The 15,589-nt window shown below is 63.1% G+C and carries 13 protein-coding genes and 1 tRNA gene; 5 read left to right on the plus strand and 9 right to left on the minus strand.

Annotated elements, in window-relative coordinates:
* Window positions 1-111: 111 nt before the first annotated feature.
* From LAN70_08830 to eno, 6 genes are all read right to left on the minus strand, one after another.
* Window positions 112-405 (minus strand): GIY-YIG nuclease family protein, encoded by a 294-nt coding sequence (locus tag LAN70_08830; protein MBZ5511264.1) that lies wholly within the window; start codon window positions 403-405, stop codon window positions 112-114.
* A gap of 41 nt (window positions 406-446) precedes the next feature.
* Window positions 447-523 (minus strand) — tRNA-Met (locus LAN70_08835).
* Between the two features lie 120 nt (window positions 524-643).
* Entirely contained in the window at window positions 644-2,584 is a 1,941-nt protein-coding gene (locus LAN70_08840) for a PAS domain S-box protein (protein ID MBZ5511265.1), read from the minus strand.
* A gap of 85 nt (window positions 2,585-2,669) precedes the next feature.
* The gene (locus LAN70_08845) at window positions 2,670-3,656 is read right to left on the minus strand and encodes a D-2-hydroxyacid dehydrogenase (GenBank protein ID MBZ5511266.1); all 987 of its coding nucleotides are present in this window, start codon (window positions 3,654-3,656) and stop codon (window positions 2,670-2,672) included.
* Window positions 3,657-3,790: 134 nt separating this feature from the next.
* Complete coding sequence (gene gpmI / locus LAN70_08850) at window positions 3,791-5,395, minus strand: 2,3-bisphosphoglycerate-independent phosphoglycerate mutase (GenBank protein ID MBZ5511267.1); 1,605 nt, start codon at window positions 5,393-5,395, stop codon at window positions 3,791-3,793.
* Between the two features lie 205 nt (window positions 5,396-5,600).
* Complete coding sequence (gene eno, locus LAN70_08855; protein ID MBZ5511268.1) at window positions 5,601-6,908, minus strand: phosphopyruvate hydratase; 1,308 nt, start codon at window positions 6,906-6,908, stop codon at window positions 5,601-5,603.
* A 375-nt stretch (window positions 6,909-7,283) separates the two neighbouring features.
* Here eno and LAN70_08860 point away from each other — a divergent pair, with 375 nt between their 5' ends.
* The 4 genes from LAN70_08860 to LAN70_08875 are packed head-to-tail and all read left to right on the plus strand — an operon-like array spanning window position 7,284 to window position 9,276.
* Window positions 7,284-7,430, plus strand: a complete 147-nt coding sequence (locus tag LAN70_08860; protein MBZ5511269.1) for a hypothetical protein — start codon at window positions 7,284-7,286, stop codon at window positions 7,428-7,430.
* Between the two features lie 18 nt (window positions 7,431-7,448).
* Entirely contained in the window at window positions 7,449-7,787 is a 339-nt protein-coding gene (locus tag LAN70_08865; GenBank protein MBZ5511270.1) for a redoxin domain-containing protein, read from the plus strand.
* Window positions 7,784-8,476: a hypothetical protein gene (locus tag LAN70_08870; GenBank protein ID MBZ5511271.1), complete on the plus strand. Its 693-nt coding sequence runs from the start codon at window positions 7,784-7,786 to the stop codon at window positions 8,474-8,476. The genes LAN70_08865 and LAN70_08870 overlap by 4 nt, the downstream gene beginning before the upstream one ends.
* Before the next feature lie 11 nt (window positions 8,477-8,487).
* A complete protein-coding gene (locus tag LAN70_08875) occupies window positions 8,488-9,276 on the plus strand; it encodes a hypothetical protein (protein ID MBZ5511272.1) in 789 nt (262 codons plus the stop codon).
* 48 nt (window positions 9,277-9,324) lie between these two features.
* Here the strand turns inward: LAN70_08875 and LAN70_08880 are convergent, their stop codons facing one another.
* The gene (locus LAN70_08880; protein MBZ5511273.1) at window positions 9,325-11,607 is read right to left on the minus strand and encodes a glycoside hydrolase; all 2,283 of its coding nucleotides are present in this window, start codon (window positions 11,605-11,607) and stop codon (window positions 9,325-9,327) included.
* Between the two features lie 204 nt (window positions 11,608-11,811).
* On the opposite strand from LAN70_08880, the gene lptF reads away from it, so the two are divergent.
* Window positions 11,812-14,130 carry an LPS export ABC transporter permease LptF gene (lptF, locus tag LAN70_08885; GenBank protein ID MBZ5511274.1) on the plus strand — a complete coding sequence of 773 codons (2,319 nt, stop codon included), beginning with the start codon at window positions 11,812-11,814 and terminating at the stop codon, window positions 14,128-14,130.
* A 48-nt stretch (window positions 14,131-14,178) separates the two neighbouring features.
* Here the strand turns inward: lptF and LAN70_08890 are convergent, their stop codons facing one another.
* Both LAN70_08890 and LAN70_08895 read right to left on the minus strand, forming a co-directional pair.
* Entirely contained in the window at window positions 14,179-14,931 is a 753-nt protein-coding gene (locus tag LAN70_08890) for a zf-HC2 domain-containing protein (protein ID MBZ5511275.1), read from the minus strand.
* A gap of 9 nt (window positions 14,932-14,940) precedes the next feature.
* Entirely contained in the window at window positions 14,941-15,492 is a 552-nt protein-coding gene (locus LAN70_08895) for a sigma-70 family RNA polymerase sigma factor (protein ID MBZ5511276.1), read from the minus strand.
* Window positions 15,493-15,589: the final 97 nt, after the last annotated feature.

The raw sequence follows: 15,589 nt of genomic DNA on the forward strand, positions 1-15,589 counted from the left end.
ACACGAAATGAACAAGAGAAAGGGCCAGCGCTGAGAACGCTGACCCCGATGATTCAGTAGGAAACTTGGTTGCGGGGGGTGGATTTGAACCACCGATCCCGCTCAGCGGGATTATGAGCCACGACGAAAGCGTGCTCGATCAAGTCCGGTAAGTTCGAACAGTCCGTTGCCGCCTTTCTGCTTCTTCAACAGCAGCTCACGCTGACGAGCGAGGCGGTAATCAGCGTACACCTCACGGTGCACCAACTCCCAAGGCCGATGGCGCGAGGTCCAACCTCGGCTGGTACCGTCATTGTGTTGCCGCAAACGGGCATCCGGGTTCTCCCCGATACCGATATAGAACCGCTGCCCTGATGCGCTCCACAGGATGTAAACGAAATATGGCTTTCCGCTGACGCGACTCATTAAAGCAAGAAAGGCTGCGCTGGGCGCAGCCCTCAGATCTTTGGTTGCGGGGGGTGGATTTGAACCACCGACCTTTGGGTTATGAGCCCAACGAGCTACCAGACTGCTCCACCCCGCATTGCGATGATAACAACGCGAGTGGCAACGGTCAATGCGCCGCCGCCGCGCGCAGCGGGAAAGATGCCCGAGGCGTGACCAATTTGGAATTTCGGGTGATGAAGTTTCCGGCAGCGGCATTTCAGGCGGCGCTGCCGGCGCCGGCGGCCTGAGCGCTTGCTGACTGCCCTCGCGGCAGGAAAATGGAAAAACACGTGCCGCTGCGTCCCGGCTGCCGGCCACTGTGGACGCGAATCGAGCCATGGTGCTTTTCGACGATGCCCTGGCTCACCCACAAGCCCAGGCCGGTTCCCTTCTGTCCCTTGGTGGTAAAGAAAGGCTCAAAGATTTTCTGGCAATACTCGCGGCGGATACCGGGGCCATTGTCGGCGATGACGATGCGCACGCCGGAGCGCCGCGGGTCGCGCCAGTCGACGGAAGCGTAGACGTGCACCCGCACCCGCCCGCCTTCACCGACGGCGTCGAGCGCGTTCAGCAGCAAGTTGGAAAACACCTGCCGCATTTCGCCGGGATAGAGATCGATGGGCGGCACCGGCTCGTACAACTTCTCGATGACGGCGCCGCTATGGCGAATGCGGCGGCCATAAAGTTCGAGGACGCTGTCGAGCAATTCCGTGATCTGTACCGCCACCGACTTGGCGGACTCGCGATAGAAGCCCAGCATCTGGCGCGTGATGTGCGCCATGCGCGCGAGTTCGTCCTGGGCCAGCCGCGCGTACTGACGCGCCGGCTCGTCCACTCCCGGGGCATTCTGGATCAGGTAAATCAGGTTGGTGACCGCCGCCATCGGATTGTTGATCTCATGCGCGATGGACGCGGCCAGACGGCCCGTCGTGGCGAGCCGCTCGCTGGTGCGCAAGGCGGCCTCGGCCTGGCGGCGCTCGGTGACATCCACGATGAGGCCTCGCAACTGGCCCACGCTGCCGCTGTCGTCGCGCAGCGCGTACACGATCATCCGCAGCCAGAGCAGGCGTCCGGCGGAGGTCACGCCGCGGTATTCGCAATCGTTGGCGACGTCGGGCACAGGATGCTGCAGCAAGTCGAGCACGCGCTCGCGGTCTTCGGCAACAATGTGCCGCAGCCAGCCGTCGCTTTTCACCCACTGCTCCGGGGCGTAGCCGAGGATCTGCTCGGCACGGCGGCTGACGAACGTGAAGTGCCCGCTGGGCTCCGCCTCCCACACGATGGCGTCGAGGCCTTCGACTAGGTCGTGGAAACGGCGCTGGGCAGCTTCCGCCTCGATGCGGGCCGCTTGTTCCATGAGCAATTGCTTGCGCGCGGTGATGTCGCGCGAATGGATCACGATGCCGGCCACCCAAGGCTCGTCCAGCAAATTCTTCCCGACACACTCCAGGGTGCGCCAGGAGCCGTCCTTGGCGCGGAACCGGAGCTCGACCGGCGGCGAAGTTGCGCCCGGCTTGTTCACCCCGGATTGAAACTTGGCGCCCACCCGGGGAAGGTCTTCCGGACTTATGAACAGGAAGACGTTTTGTCCCACCAGTTCATTGGGCGCATAGCCGAGGTCGCGCTCCAGCGACGGGCTTTGGTAGCGGACCACGCCGTCGGCGCCGAGGATGGTGACAATGTCGGAAGTGTTCTCGATGAGCAGGCGGAAGTACTGCTCGCGCTGGCGAAGTTTCTTCTCGGCACGACGCCGCTGGTCGCTCAGGGAACTGATCAGCACCGCCACGCTGGCGAATACAGTCAACCGCACAATATCGGCTACCGCCGTCGGCAGGACCTGGGAGGGGTGTGGCGGGACAAAGTACGCGTTGATGATGAGAACCGATATGGCGGTGGCAAACAGGCCCGGACCGAGTCCGGCATAGAGGGCGGACAGGACAACGGCGGTAAAGGTCAGCGCCCCGGGACTCTGCTCACGCAACGGCGGGATGGCCCAGGTAATGGCGAAAGCCACCACCGCGCTGGCAGCCGCAAATCCGTAGCGGAACAGCCGCGAACTGCGGCGCGATGCGAACCACTCCCGCGCCCGCGCCAAAGTGCTGTCCCCGCCTACCGGAGCCATGCGGTCCTCGGCGTCAATGGTGCGCGCAGCGGACACATCTTTTCGGTTGGGAAATTCGTCACCAAGCGGTTTCCTGGGCCAGAGAGTATGCACATTATAACCGAATAACCGAGGGTGAATTTCAGTAGCCGCGGGCCTTGTCGACGATGTTCAACAGCGGCGCGCCCGCGAGGAAGCGGCGCAAGTTCTCAGAAACCAGCACGTAATGACGCTCCCAGAGTTTGTCGGTAAGGGCCGCGGTGTGCGGGGTGATGACCAGGTTGGCTGTTTTCCACAGCGGAGAGTCGGGTGGGAGCGGCTCTTTTTCAAAGACATCGAGCGCGGCGCCGGCAATGCGGTGCTGGCCCAGTGCGTCAAGAAGCGCCACCTGATCAATGAGCGCGCCCCGGCTGACGTTGATCAGGTAGGCGTCGGGCTTCATCTGCAACAGCCGATCGCGGTTGATCAGGGCACGCGTGCGCGGGGTCAGCGGCGCGGCCAGCACTACATAATCTGAAACACGAAGCATTTCATCTAATTCATTTGGAGCAAAGACTTTAGAGACGCATGCATGGTGCGGCTTGTCGGCGTGCTCGCGGACCGCAATCACCCTCATGCCGAGCCCGGCGGCCCGTCTCGCCGTTTCCAGGCCGATGCTTCCCAAACCGACAAGCCCCAGCGTCGCGCCGGCAACTTCACGCGGGCGCGGCGACTCGCGCCAGATCTGGTCTTGCGCCCACGTGCTCTCCTGCTGATAGCGAAAGGCGGACGGAAGCCGCTTGGCCAGCGCGAGCACCAACGCGATGGCGTGTTCGGCGACCACCGGTCCGTGGACGTCGCGCGCGTTGGTGACGACAACATCGCCGGCAATGATTTCGGGAATCATGAGCGCGTGCACGGCGGCAGCGGGGGAATGTATCCAGCGCAATTTGCGGGCGGCGCGGAACTGCTCGGGACGCAACGACCAGGTGATGGCGATGTCGGTGTCGCGCAGGTCGCCTTCGATGTCGCCGTATTCCTTCCGCTGTACGACTTCGACGCCGGGAAAGTCCTGGCGCAGTCGCTCGGAAAACCACGGCGGCGCTTGCCAGAGTTCGAAAGGATGGTAGACAACAATCAGGATTTTCATGTCACCACGGAAGCACGGAGACACGGAGACACGGAGGATAAAAGATCATCCGCGAAGACGCAAAGGTCGCGAAGACAAAATGCGGTTGCGGGCGACCGCGCTCCAACAATTAGTGTCCTCTGTGTCCTCTGTGGCTAAGTTCCCAGCGTGATCCTCAGGTCTTTCCCGGTCATGTCCTTCGGCTGCGGAATGCCGAGCAGCGCGAGGATGGTGGGAGAGATGTCCTGGAGCGCGCCGTCCGGGCGCAAGCCGAAGCTCTTCCTTGCCTCGCTGATGATGATGAGCGGCACGGGATTGGTGGTGTGCGCGGTGTGCGGGCCGCCGCTGGCGGGGTCAATCATCATTTCGGCGTTGCCGTGATCGGCGGTCAAGATGATCGCGCCGCCCTTCTGCCGCACCGCGCGGTAGATCTCGGCGAGGCAGGCGTCCACGGTTTCCACCGCCTTGATAGTGGGAGGAATTTTGCCGGAGTGTCCCACCATGTCGGCGTTGGCGAAGTTGACGATGATGACGTCGAACGCGCCCTTCTCCACCGCGTTGACCACGGTTTCGGCAATACCGGGAGCGCTCATCTCCGGCTTCAGGTCGTAGGTGGCGACCTTCGGCGATGGCACCAGCGAGCGTTCCTCGCCCGGAAACGGCTGCTCGACGCCGCCGTTAAAGAAGTAGGTGACGTGCGCGTACTTTTCGGTTTCGGCGACGCGCAGGTTGCGCAGCTTCTGGTTCGCCATGATGTTGGCGAGAATGTTATTCAGCTCCTCGGGTGGCACGACGTAGGGCAGCGTGAACGCCTTGTCGTACTGCGTCATGCAGACGTAGTGCAGATTTTTCGGGACCTCGCTGCGCGGGATGGTGGCGTCGAGCGCGGCGGCGTCGGGAAGTTCGCGGCCGCCGTTGGGGGCGAGTCCGCTTTCGCGGGCGAGCGCGCGCGCGATCTGCCGGGCACGGTCGGCGCGGAAGTTGAAGCAGATGCACGCGTCGTCGTCGCGGATGGTGGCCAGCGCCTCGCCGCGGTTGCCGGTAACGGCGAATGGAATGATGAACTCGTCGGTGACGCCGCGGTTGTACGACTCCTTCACGCCCTGCGCCGGGTCAATGTAGTTTCCGGCCTCGCCGTTGCCTTTCACCATGGCGTTGAAGGCCTTCAGCTCGCGCTCCCAGCGCTTGTCGCGGTCCATGGCGTAGTAGCGGCCCTCGACGGAGGCGATCTTGCCGACGCCATACTCGCGCATCTTCTGCTGAAGCTGCTCGATGTAGCCGGCGCCGTTGGTGGGCAGCGTGTCGCGTCCATCCATGAAGCAGTGGACGAAGACGCGCTCCACGCCGTTCTGCTTGGCCATGCGCAGCAGCGCGTACAGGTGCGTGTTCAGGGAGTGCACGCCGCCGTCGGAAAGCAGGCCGAACAGGTGCAGCCGCCGCCCACCCGAGCGCGCATGCTTCATGGCGCCCATGAGAACGGGATTGGTGAAGAAATCGCCCTTCTCGACCATCAGATCAATGCGCGTGATGTCCATGTAGACGACGCGCCCGGCGCCGATGTTGAGGTGGCCGACCTCGCTGTTGCCCATCTGGCCGTCAGGCAAACCGACAAAACGCCCGCTGGTGTGGATGAGCGTGTTGGGATAGTCGGTGAGCAGCTTGTCGTAGGTGGGCTTGCGGGCTAAGGAAATGGCATTCGCTTTGGACGGCGGCGCGTACCCCCAGCCGTCGAGGATGATGAGGACGAGAGGTTTGGGTATCGGCATGAGTCTTCAGTCGTCGGTCTTCAGTCGTCAGGAAAAACTTGGCCGCGGATTTACGCGGATGAACACGGATAAAGAAAAATCAAACCGCAAAGAACGCGAAGGTCGCAAACCAATTTCAAAATTGCACACGCGAGGGCGCGTGTGCCACACGTACGGTAATGGAATTCAACGATCAGCGTTCATCTGCGGCTGATTTGTTCTACGCTCCCGCTCCCGCAATTTCACCGTGATAGTTCAGCGCTTCGAGGCCAAGGAAGCGCGCCGCGTCGCCGAGTTCTTCCTCGATGCGCAGCAACTGGTTGTACTTGGCGACGCGGTCGGTGCGGCAGAGCGACCCGGTCTTGATCTGGCCCGCCGCGGTGGCGACCGCCAGATCGGCGATGAACGCGTCCTCGGTTTCACCCGAGCGGTGCGAGATGACGTAGGTGTAGCCGTTGCGCCGCGCCAGATCAATCGCGTCCAGCGTCTCGCTAACGGTGCCGATCTGGTTCACCTTGATGAGAATGGAATTCGCCACCCCAAGATCAATACCGCGCTCCAGCCGCTCCGGATTGGTGACAAAAATATCGTCGCCGACCAACTGGATGCGGTCGCCCAATTCTTTCGTGAGCGCGGCCCAGCCCTCCCAGTCGTCTTCCGCCAGCCCGTCTTCGAGGGAGACAATCGGATAATCCCGCACCCACTTCGACCAGTAGCGGACCATGTCGTCGGAAGTGTGCTCCGAGTTGTCGGACTTCTTGAACACGTACTTGCCATTCTGGAAAAACTCGCTGGCCGCGGGATCAATCGCGATGGCAATGTCCTCGCCGGCGCGATAGCCGGCCTGCGTAATCGCCTCCAGCACGACCTCGATGGCTTCCACGTTGGACTTCAGCGACGGCGCGAAGCCGCCCTCGTCGCCGACCGACGTGTTGTATCCGCGCTTCTTGAGCACGCCCTTGAGGGTATGAAATGTTTCGACGCCCCAGCGCAGCGCTTCGTCGAAGCTCTCGGCGCCGACGGGCATGATCATGAATTCCTGGAAGTCCACGTTGTTGTCGGCGTGCGCGCCGCCGTTGAGGATGTTCATCATGGGGCACGGCAGGGTGTTGGCGTTGAGGCCGCCGAGATAGCGGTAGAGCGGCAGCTTGAATGCCTCGGCGGCGGCGCGCGCGCACGCCATGGAGACGGCGAGGATCGCATTCGCGCCCAGGCGGCCCTTGTTCTCGGTGCCGTCGAGCTCGATCATTTTGGTGTCGATGGTTTGCTGCTCGGCGGCATCCATGTTGGCGAGCGCGTCGGCGATCTCGGTGTTCACGTGCTCCACCGCCTTGAGCACGCCGTTGCCTTGATAGAAATTCTCATCACCGTCGCGAAGTTCCACCGCTTCGTGCTCGCCGGTGGAAGCGCCGCTGGGAACGATGGCGCGCCCCACGGCGCCGTCCGAGAGCCACACCTCGGCTTCCACCGTGGGATTGCCGCGCGAATCCAGCACCTGGCGTCCGCGAATTTCAGAAATATTAGTCATGGATGTCTCCGTCCGTTCTTCTTCTCTAAATAATGGCCTGAATTCAGTCGGCGTGCTCCATCCCACAACGTGCGGCAGGTCGCTGCGCGGCACGAACTTGCCGCCGGTTAAATATCCGGTACCGCTACTTGGGCGCGCCATGGGAAGTCCCGAAACCGCTGATTATAAGCGGTCGCTGGTCGATGGTCGATGGTCTGTGGGCTTCTCATGTTTGCATCATCGGCCAGCGAAAGAACCGCGCGCATACGTCCAGAATGAAACCAAGCCGAATTGCCATCGACCATCGGCCATCGACCATTGACGCGTTACCTCCCCTGATTCAGGTATTCCGTCGGTTATTGTGCCGTTTTCGCCGGTGATCTACAGTCGCCACAGATGGCGCAGCACAGCGCGACGCTGAATGTCGGGGACCGCGCGCCGGACTTTTCGCTGGCATCGGCGAACGGAATGGGCGAGGTATCGCTAGGAAGATTGCTGGAGCGCGGGCCGGTGATCATCGAGTTCCTGCGCGGCACCTGGTGACCGAACTGCGTGAAGCGCATGGCTCAGGTTGAGCCGATCAAAGATGAACTGGCCGGGACGCCGTTGGTCTACGTCGCGGCGGAAAAGCGCGGTGGAATGTTCCATCCCGAAAAATATTTTGCCGAGCATCCCATCTCGTTTCCGTTCCTGCTCGACGAAGACCGGTGTGTGACCAGGGCGTACGGGGTGTACCACGCGATCGGAATCGACGCGCTCAACATTGCGCATCCGGCGACCTTCATCGTCGGACGCGAAGGCAACATCCGCATGATCTACGTCGGCATGAACCAGCGCGACCGCATGCCGGTACAAGCAATTCTGGAAGTGCTCCGGGGAATCCCGAAGGAGGCAACATGAAAAAGTTACTGGCACTGCTGCTCTGCGTGGGAATCGCCGTTTCGCTGGCGGCGCAAATATCCGAGAGGCCGGCGCCGGAGGCGATCGCGCCGGCGGCCGGCGCCGCCACGAGCACGGACCTGATGGCTTCGCTGCCGGTCGGGACCGCGGTGAAGATGAAACTGGAAACGGCCATCTCCACCCGCACCAACAAGTCCGGCGACCGTTTTTCCGGGCGCGTGACCGAAGGCGTGACGCTGAATGGCCGCACCATCATCCCGGTGGGTGCGTCGCTGGAAGGGCGCGTCGCGAGGGCCCAGGACCGCCGCCGGATCCGCGGCACACCGACGATTGACCTGCGTCCTGACACCATCATCATGCCGAGCGGCGACCGCTACACGCTGAACGCGGTGGCGGTGGACACCAACGCGCGTCCGGACGTGGACGTGAACGATGAAGGCAAGCTGAAGGGCCGCGGCCATGACGGCAGCGATTGGAAGGAAACCGGCATCGTGGCGGCCGGGGGAGCGATTGCCGGCGGAGTCATCGCGGGCGGCGAAGGCGCGCTCATCGGCGCCGGCGTCGGCGCAACCGCCTCGGTGGTGCACTGGCTCATCCAGTCGCGCTCCGCCGTGCTGCCCGCCGGAACGGAAATCGTCTGGGAGCTGAGCCGCCCGATGTCGCTGGGCGCCGGCAGCGGCGGACAATAGCGCCAGTTACAATGAGTGCGGTCCCACGCGTGGCCGCACTCATGTTGTTCCGTCTCGCCATCGTCGTCGCATTTCTGCTGGCCCTCGCCGGCTGCAACCGGGAACCGTATTCGCGCTCCAACAGCGGGTTCTCTTCCCTCGACAAGAAAATCCTTTACGACTTCCGCCCCCACGAGCCGGCCGCGGACGCCGAGGTCGACGCCGCGACCACTCGAAAGATCCTCTCCGCGGTTTTTCCCTCCTACCTGTCATCCCTGCGCGCGTGCAACGCCGGCCCGGAGGCGAATGCGCCGGGACAAATTGTTCCGGCCATCCGCGGCGCTGCCGAGGGCTCCTTCACCGCCGCCGGCCTGAAGCAAACCGTGTACCTGATTGACGTGGGCGAGTGCAGCCACGACCCTGTGTCCTCGACCCGCCGCCTGGTCGTGTTCACGGCGGGCGCGTTGACCGCCAACGTGGAAGCTCCCATGGGTACGGGAAACCTGCGGACGTACGACCTGAATGGCGATGGCAAACATGAACTGCTGTTGCAAGGCGGCCACACCGGGCGGGGCGAATGGATCGAGGCCGCGCGGCTGGTGGAGTTCGACAAAGACAAGCTGGCCACCGTCGAAGATTTCGGGCAGATCTACGACGACACCTGCGATACCGATGCTGCTTCCAAATCCATCAGCGCGAGCGTGGTGTACTACCTACCGCCGCCCGCGGGCCAGAAGCCGCGCTTCACCGTGGAGCTGTATCGCGCCCCTTGCCCGGCAAAAGGTCAACCGCCGCAGTGGGCGCGGATTTCCGGCAAATAAGACTTAGGTTTTCCGCCTGAAGCCTGAAGCCTAGAGCCTAAAGCCTGCCTAGCTGAACGCGCTGTAATTCATCGCGCCTGCCGACATCTCGTCTTCCGATATAACGGGCAGTTCCATCGTGCCTTCGACCGGCAGGGCGTCCACGGGGAGGTGGTCGCGCCAGAGGCTGAAGCGCAGCCGGAGTATCTGGCCAAAGCCGGCGCCGAGCAGCGCCAGCGGAATCTGGAACTCGAAATTCTTGTATAACGTCGCGCGCACCGTATTGTTGTAGGGCACGTCAGAGCCGGCGATGTCCGTCTTTGAATCCGCCGGGCGCAGCCGCCACCTCTTGATGGCGCGGTTTTCGACTTTCAATTCCAGGCGGAACGACGCCGGCGCGCTGTCGGTGACCAGTTTTCGCGTTCCACCGGGAACGGAGGCAGCGGTGTTCCCGGCGGGAGCAGCGCGATCGCAGGTCACAATCAGCTCGAACGCCTCTTGGGGAATTCCTCCGATGAAATCCAGGCGGCCGTAGAGAAAATCTTCATCAATGCCGGCGTAGATGGCGTCGAGCAGGAACACTTTGCCGTGCATGGCGCCGGCGCGGCGATCGGCGGTGTACATGGCGGCGCCGATCCAGTCGAAGTAGCGCGTGAAATCGGCGCCCACCCGCGGATGAATGTACGCGGTTTGCGCGGCGAACACCGGACGCACCATGCCGCCGGCGATGGCGTGTGCCAGGTACACCGGCGGCGCCGCGCCCAGGCTCTGGTAGACGTTGGAGAGGTGCTTGCGGTAGAGCTCGTCGAATTCGCGGTCGTTGGCGGAGTGATGCTCCGGGCCGTACCACCAGTTCCAGTCGCTCCCCTCCGCGATCAGGAGCTCCTCCAGCGCGAGGCGCCGCTTTTCCGCCGGCGCCATCGGGGCGGCCTGGGTGTAGAACGCGCGCGCCGCGGCCAGGTAATCCCACGCCGTGTTGTCCTCGGGCGCTCCGATCCAGACATCGAAGTTGGCGTTGATCCATGAGCCCGGCACCAGCGACTGCAGCCGCGGCGCATGGCGGTGTCGCTCCACCGCCTGGCTGACTGTGACCGCCTCCAGCCCGGCATCCTTTTGCAGCGCGTCGTACACGCGGCGGAGGAATTCGCGGCCGGAGCGCGGGTAATATTCCCACGCATTCTCGCCGTCGAGAATGACCGCGACCAGCGCATCGCTTCCCTTCCGCAGCAACGGCTCGGCCGCTTGCCGGATGCTGCGCACAAAATGATTGGCGGCCTCCCGCGCGTTCATCCCGGAGTACACGAAGCCGATCAGGTCCGACAGCGTGTGATCGCGAAAGACCAGGTTCATGCGGGTCGCGCCCTTCTCGTAAACGTAGGGTGCGTAGAGGCGCTCGGGGCCGCCGGGCGCAAGCTGGCCGTGGCCGTCGCGCGCGAAGTGAAAGCCCAAAGTGCGGCCGAGCACGCCTTCGTCGGTGGCCATCCAGCGGATACCGGACTGGCACGCGAGATCGAGCACCTGCTCCGACACGCTGCCCTCCGACGGCCACACCCCAAGCGGCCGCGCGCCGAACACGCGCTGGTGCAAGTCGAGGCCGCGCTGCAGTTGCTCGCGCGCATCTTCAGGGTGCCGGTACGGACTGGCAGGCAGGTGCAGCCCGGGATGCGAGACCGCGCCCTGGTCGGTGTCGCACACCAGCGGCAGGATGGGATGGTAGAAGGGCGAGGTCGAGAGCTCGATCCCGCCGCGCCGGGCCGCTGCCGCATACGCGGGCAGGACCGCAGCCATGATCTCGCGCTGCTTGGCGGTCACGAATTCCTGGTCCTGGCGCGAAAACTTGCGCTCTTTCTTGACCAGCGCGGCCACGTCCGGCTGCTCCAGAAAGAACTCGTCGAACCAGGCAAGCTGCGAGAGAACTTGCAGATCGGTGAAATCCTGCGCCTGGAACATGCGTTCGGCGCGCGTGGAGTCCTGGCCGGCGCCACGGAACGTGTCCCACAACTCGCGATAGCGCGGGTAGCGCCCAATCATCTGCGTCGGATTGGCGTAGAACAGGTACTCGAGCGCGAACCGCCGCTCTTCGCTCGAGAGTTCCCCGGCGGGCTTGGTGGCGACGTCGAGAAAAGGATCGCGCGCGCTGCCGGCGACGTACTCCTCGAGCTGCGTCACCAGCGACGGCACCAGGTTGAAGGTCTGGTGGACGTTGGGAAATTCGTCCAGCAGCTTCACCATGCCGTAGTAATCCTTGAGCGCGTGCATGCGCACCCACGGCAGGCGGTAGTCTCCGCTGACCAGGTCCTTGTAGAAAGGCTGGTGCATGTGCCAGAGGATTGCGATGCGCAGCGTGGGCATGCTCAGTGGTCAGTGGCCAGTGGCCAGTCGTCAGTAATGCCAGCTTTCGTGATGATCGGCGAATACATTGGGAGAACGTAAAGAGTAATTCACGCGGGGCGGTGGTGGCAAAACATCGTGCTAGACTCAGGCTTTGGGCGCCAGGCTTTAGGCGTTAGGCGGCTTAAAACCTAAAGCCCAAGGCCTAAGGCCTAAAGCCTATTCATGAGAATCCTGACCCGCTACATCCTGAGCGAGGTGCTCTCGCACGCCCTGATCGGCGTGGCGATCTTCACCTTCGTGATTTTCCTGCGGGACCTGGAGCGCATCCTGGAACTGGTGGTGCGCAACAGCGCGCCGCTGCCCAGCGTGGCCGAGATCTTCTTTCTGACCATGCCCGGCGCGCTCACCGTCACCATTCCCATGGCGGTGCTGGTGGGAATCCTGATCGGGCTGAGCCGGCTGGCGGCCGACAGCGAGGTCACCGCCATGCGCGCCAGCGGCATCGGGCCGGGTACCTTCGTCCGCATCCTCGCCATTTTCGTGACCATCGCCTGGCTGCTGGCCCTGGCCAACAACGTCTTCATCGCGCCGCGCTCCGCGTCGGCTCTGGCGCGCCTGCAGAACCGGCTGAAGAGCAGCCAGGTATCGTTCGAGATCCAGCCCCGCGTCTTCTACGAAGACTTCAAGAACCTGGTGCTCTATGTCCAGGACGTCAGCAGCGCCGAGGGCGCCGCGCTGTGGAAGGGCGTATTCGTCGCCGACATCAGCAATCCTTCCGCGCCCATGATCACCGTAGCGCAAAAGGGCGTCGCCGTCAGTGAAGGCCCGGACAAGCTCCGGTTGCACCTCGAGAACGCATCGCGGCATGAAACCGACCCGCGGCGCCCGCGGGAGAATGACATTTACACCTTCCGGGAGACCGAAATTTTTCTCCCGCTTCCGGCGCCCCAGAATCCGCCCAGCAGCGTTACCCCGGCGGCCGAGATGAGCACTTCGGAACTGCTGCAGCGCATGCGCGATAACGGGCCGAAGAGCCGGGCGTCCGCCATCGAGTTCCACCGCCGCCTGGCGCTTCCCACCGCCTGCATCGTGCTGGCGCTGGTGGGAATTCCCCTCGGCCTTTCGGCGAAGAAGGGCGGCAAGAGCACCGGTTTCGTGCTCACCATCGGCCTGGTGTTCCTCTATTACTTCCTCTCGCTGGCGGGAATGTCGATGGCGCGCCAGGGCAAGATTGCCGCCGGGCCGGGCTTGTGGCTGGGCAACATCGTGTTCCTCTTCGGCGGACTCTTCCTGCTGTGGCGCTCGGAGCGGATGCCGATCGATATTTTCTCCCTGCGCCATTTCTGGGCGGAACTGGCAGCCAGGTTCAAGGCGCGCGTGCCGGCGGTCCGGGGCGAAGGCGGGGCGTTTGAACGCGCTGCCAATCGCAAGCGCGTGTTCAGCGCGCATTTTCCGCTGATCATTGACGACTACATCCTGCGCGATTTCTTCGTCTACCTGGGCATGATCCTGAGCACCTTCCTCATGCTGCTGCTGGTCTTCACCTTTTTCGAGCTGCTGGGCGACATCGTGCGCAATCGCGTGCCGCTGGTCATGGTCGGTCAGTACCTGGTCAACGTGACGCCGTACTTCATCTACAACACCACCCACATCAGCGTGCTGCTGGCGGTGCTGGTGACCTTCGGCCTGATGCAGAAGGCGAACGAGATCACCGCCATGAAGGCCACCGGCATCAGCATCTACCGCGTGATCCTGCCGGTGATGGTGATTGCCGCCATTCTCGCCACCGGACTCTTCTTCTTCGAGCAGCTCTACCTGCCGCATGCCAACAAACGGCAGGACGCGCTGCGTAACCAGATCAAGGGCAAGCCGGCGCAAACCTATCTGCGTCCCGACCGCAAGTGGATCTTCGGCCAGCGCTCCGACATTTATTACTACGAGTTCTTCGACGCCGAGAGCAATCGCTTCGGCAGCATTTCCATTTTCGAATTCGATCCCAAGACTTTCGAGTTGAACAAGCGTATTTATGCCACGCGCGCGCACTGGTCCGACACGCTCCAGAAGTGGATCTTCGAACAGGGCTGGGAGCGCTCGTTCCGCGGTTCGGCGATCGAGGCTTACCGCCCCTTCGATGTCGAGACCTTTGCCGAACTGCGCGAGCCGCCCGGCTACTTCAAGAAGGAAGTGAAGCAGTCGTCGGAGATGAATTACGAGGAGCTGAAGAACTACATCCACGACCTGCAGCAGAGCGGATTCGATGTGGTTCGGCTGCGGGTGCAGTTGCAGAAGAAGTTCGCGTTCCCCATCATCACCTTCGTCATGGCGATGCTGGCGGTGCCGTTTGCGCTTACGGCCGGACGCCGCGGCGCGCTGGCCGGTGTGGCCACCGCGGTGGGCATTGCGGTGGTTTACTTCATCGTCTCCGGCCTGTTCGAAGCCATGGGCAATACCAACCAGCTTCCCCCGGCCCTGGCCGCCTGGTCTCCCGACCTGCTGTTTGCGCTCGCCGGGGGTTACATGATCCTAAAAGTGCCGACGTAGGGACAGGGTTTTAGGTTTTAGGCGTTAGGCACAACTCAGGACTAAAGACTAATTCGCCCGCTTCAGCAACTCCGCCAGGGCGCTCACGTCTTCCGGCGCCGCATCGCTGACCACGAAAAACTGCAGCCCAGCGCGGTTCCACGTCTCGACATTGAAAGCACGCGAGCGCCACGCCTTTGCTGACGACGGCAACAGCCGCGCGAAATCGCCGCGGTCCTGCAAGACAAACACCGACAGGTGATGCTTCCGCACGTCATAAATAAGGTGCGCGCCGGGCTCGCTGTCGAGATACACCATCCGCCCGCCGGCCAGGGTGAACGGCGTTCCCGTCAACTCCGGCAAATCAAACGTGAACGGCAGCTTGCCCGCAAACCACGGCTTCACGGTGTGCCGGTCGCTGGATACCACGTCCACCGGCGAGGCACTGGCCAGAGCGGTGATGTGGCTATCCACCACGCCCGCGATCAACTGGTCGCGCGCCGCCGTCCGTGACGGCAGCACGATCGCCAACCCGAGGCCAATCACCACCACAGCCGCCAGCGCGAGGCCCAGCGCCCATTGCCATCCGCCGCGCGCCGGCTTGGCCGCAATCTGCCGGAGCACGCGCGCGCGCAATTCCGGCGCCGGGGTGTACCGCTTCCCCGCCGTCGCCGTGACGCGCTTCAGTTGCATGATCTGCACAATCTCCGCCGTGCACGCCGGACATCCGGACAGATGCTCAGCCATGGAGCGCATCGTGTCCGGGGGAAGCTCCGCGTCGGCATACGCATCGAGTTTTGATTGCCAGGCTTCGCAGTTCATATCTTCCGTCTATCGCGCCGCTGTTCCCTTCTTCTGTTCATAGCCGGACTCCATCAGTTTCTGCCGCGCCGACTTGCGCGCGCGGGCCAGCCGCGACATCACCGTCCCGATGGGAATGGACAACGTCTCGGAAATTTCCTGGTACGACATTTCCTCCACGTCGGCCAGCAACAGCACTTCGCGGAACGGCACCGGCAGGGCTTCGATCGCCTGCTGCAACGCCTCGCCGAGGTCCTGGGTGATCACCAGCGTCTCCGGCGTATGCGACGAAACCGGCAGCACCCGGTCCTCGTCCCCGGGTTCCAACGGCTCGGTATGCGCGCCGCTCAGCCCGCTACGCGAGGTCAGGAACGTATTGCGCAGGATCTTGAATATCCAGGCGCGAAAGTTCGTGCCCGGCCGGAACGAGCCGAAGCCCTTCAGAGCCTTGGCGTAAGTTTCCTGGACAAGGTCCTCGGCCTGGTGCCGGTCCTGCGCCAGCCAGTGCGCGAAGTTATAGAGCGAATCGAACAGTGGCAGGGCCAGCGCTTCGAATTCCGCGTTGTTGCCGCTATCCCACAAATTCCACCTGTGCTAACCGCCGAGCCTGAATTTTATTCCGCAAATTAATTTCGTGCAGCGGGAATAAACCGCCGCCGGCCCGGTTGTGCACGCCGAT

The sequence above is a fragment of the Terriglobia bacterium genome, assembly GCA_020072845.1.
In the GTDB taxonomy this organism is placed as follows: Bacteria; Acidobacteriota; Terriglobia; order Terriglobales; family Acidobacteriaceae; genus JAIQGF01.

Coding starts and splice junctions, on each gene's coding strand:
- LAN70_08830 (MBZ5511264.1), bottom strand. CDS start 405: ATGAGTCGCGTCAGCGGAAAGCCATATTTCGTTTACATCCTGTGGAGC.
- LAN70_08845 (MBZ5511266.1), bottom strand. CDS start 3,656: ATGAAAATCCTGATTGTTGTCTACCATCCTTTCGAACTCTGGCAAGCG.
- eno (MBZ5511268.1), bottom strand. CDS start 6,908: ATGACTAATATTTCTGAAATTCGCGGACGCCAGGTGCTGGATTCGCGC.
- LAN70_08860 (MBZ5511269.1), top strand. CDS start 7,284: ATGGCGCAGCACAGCGCGACGCTGAATGTCGGGGACCGCGCGCCGGAC.
- LAN70_08865 (MBZ5511270.1), top strand. CDS start 7,449: ATGGCTCAGGTTGAGCCGATCAAAGATGAACTGGCCGGGACGCCGTTG.
- LAN70_08870 (MBZ5511271.1), top strand. CDS start 7,784: ATGAAAAAGTTACTGGCACTGCTGCTCTGCGTGGGAATCGCCGTTTCG.
- LAN70_08875 (MBZ5511272.1), top strand. CDS start 8,488: ATGAGTGCGGTCCCACGCGTGGCCGCACTCATGTTGTTCCGTCTCGCC.
- LAN70_08880 (MBZ5511273.1), bottom strand. CDS start 11,607: ATGCCCACGCTGCGCATCGCAATCCTCTGGCACATGCACCAGCCTTTC.
- lptF (MBZ5511274.1), top strand. CDS start 11,812: ATGAGAATCCTGACCCGCTACATCCTGAGCGAGGTGCTCTCGCACGCC.
- LAN70_08890 (MBZ5511275.1), bottom strand. CDS start 14,931: ATGAACTGCGAAGCCTGGCAATCAAAACTCGATGCGTATGCCGACGCG.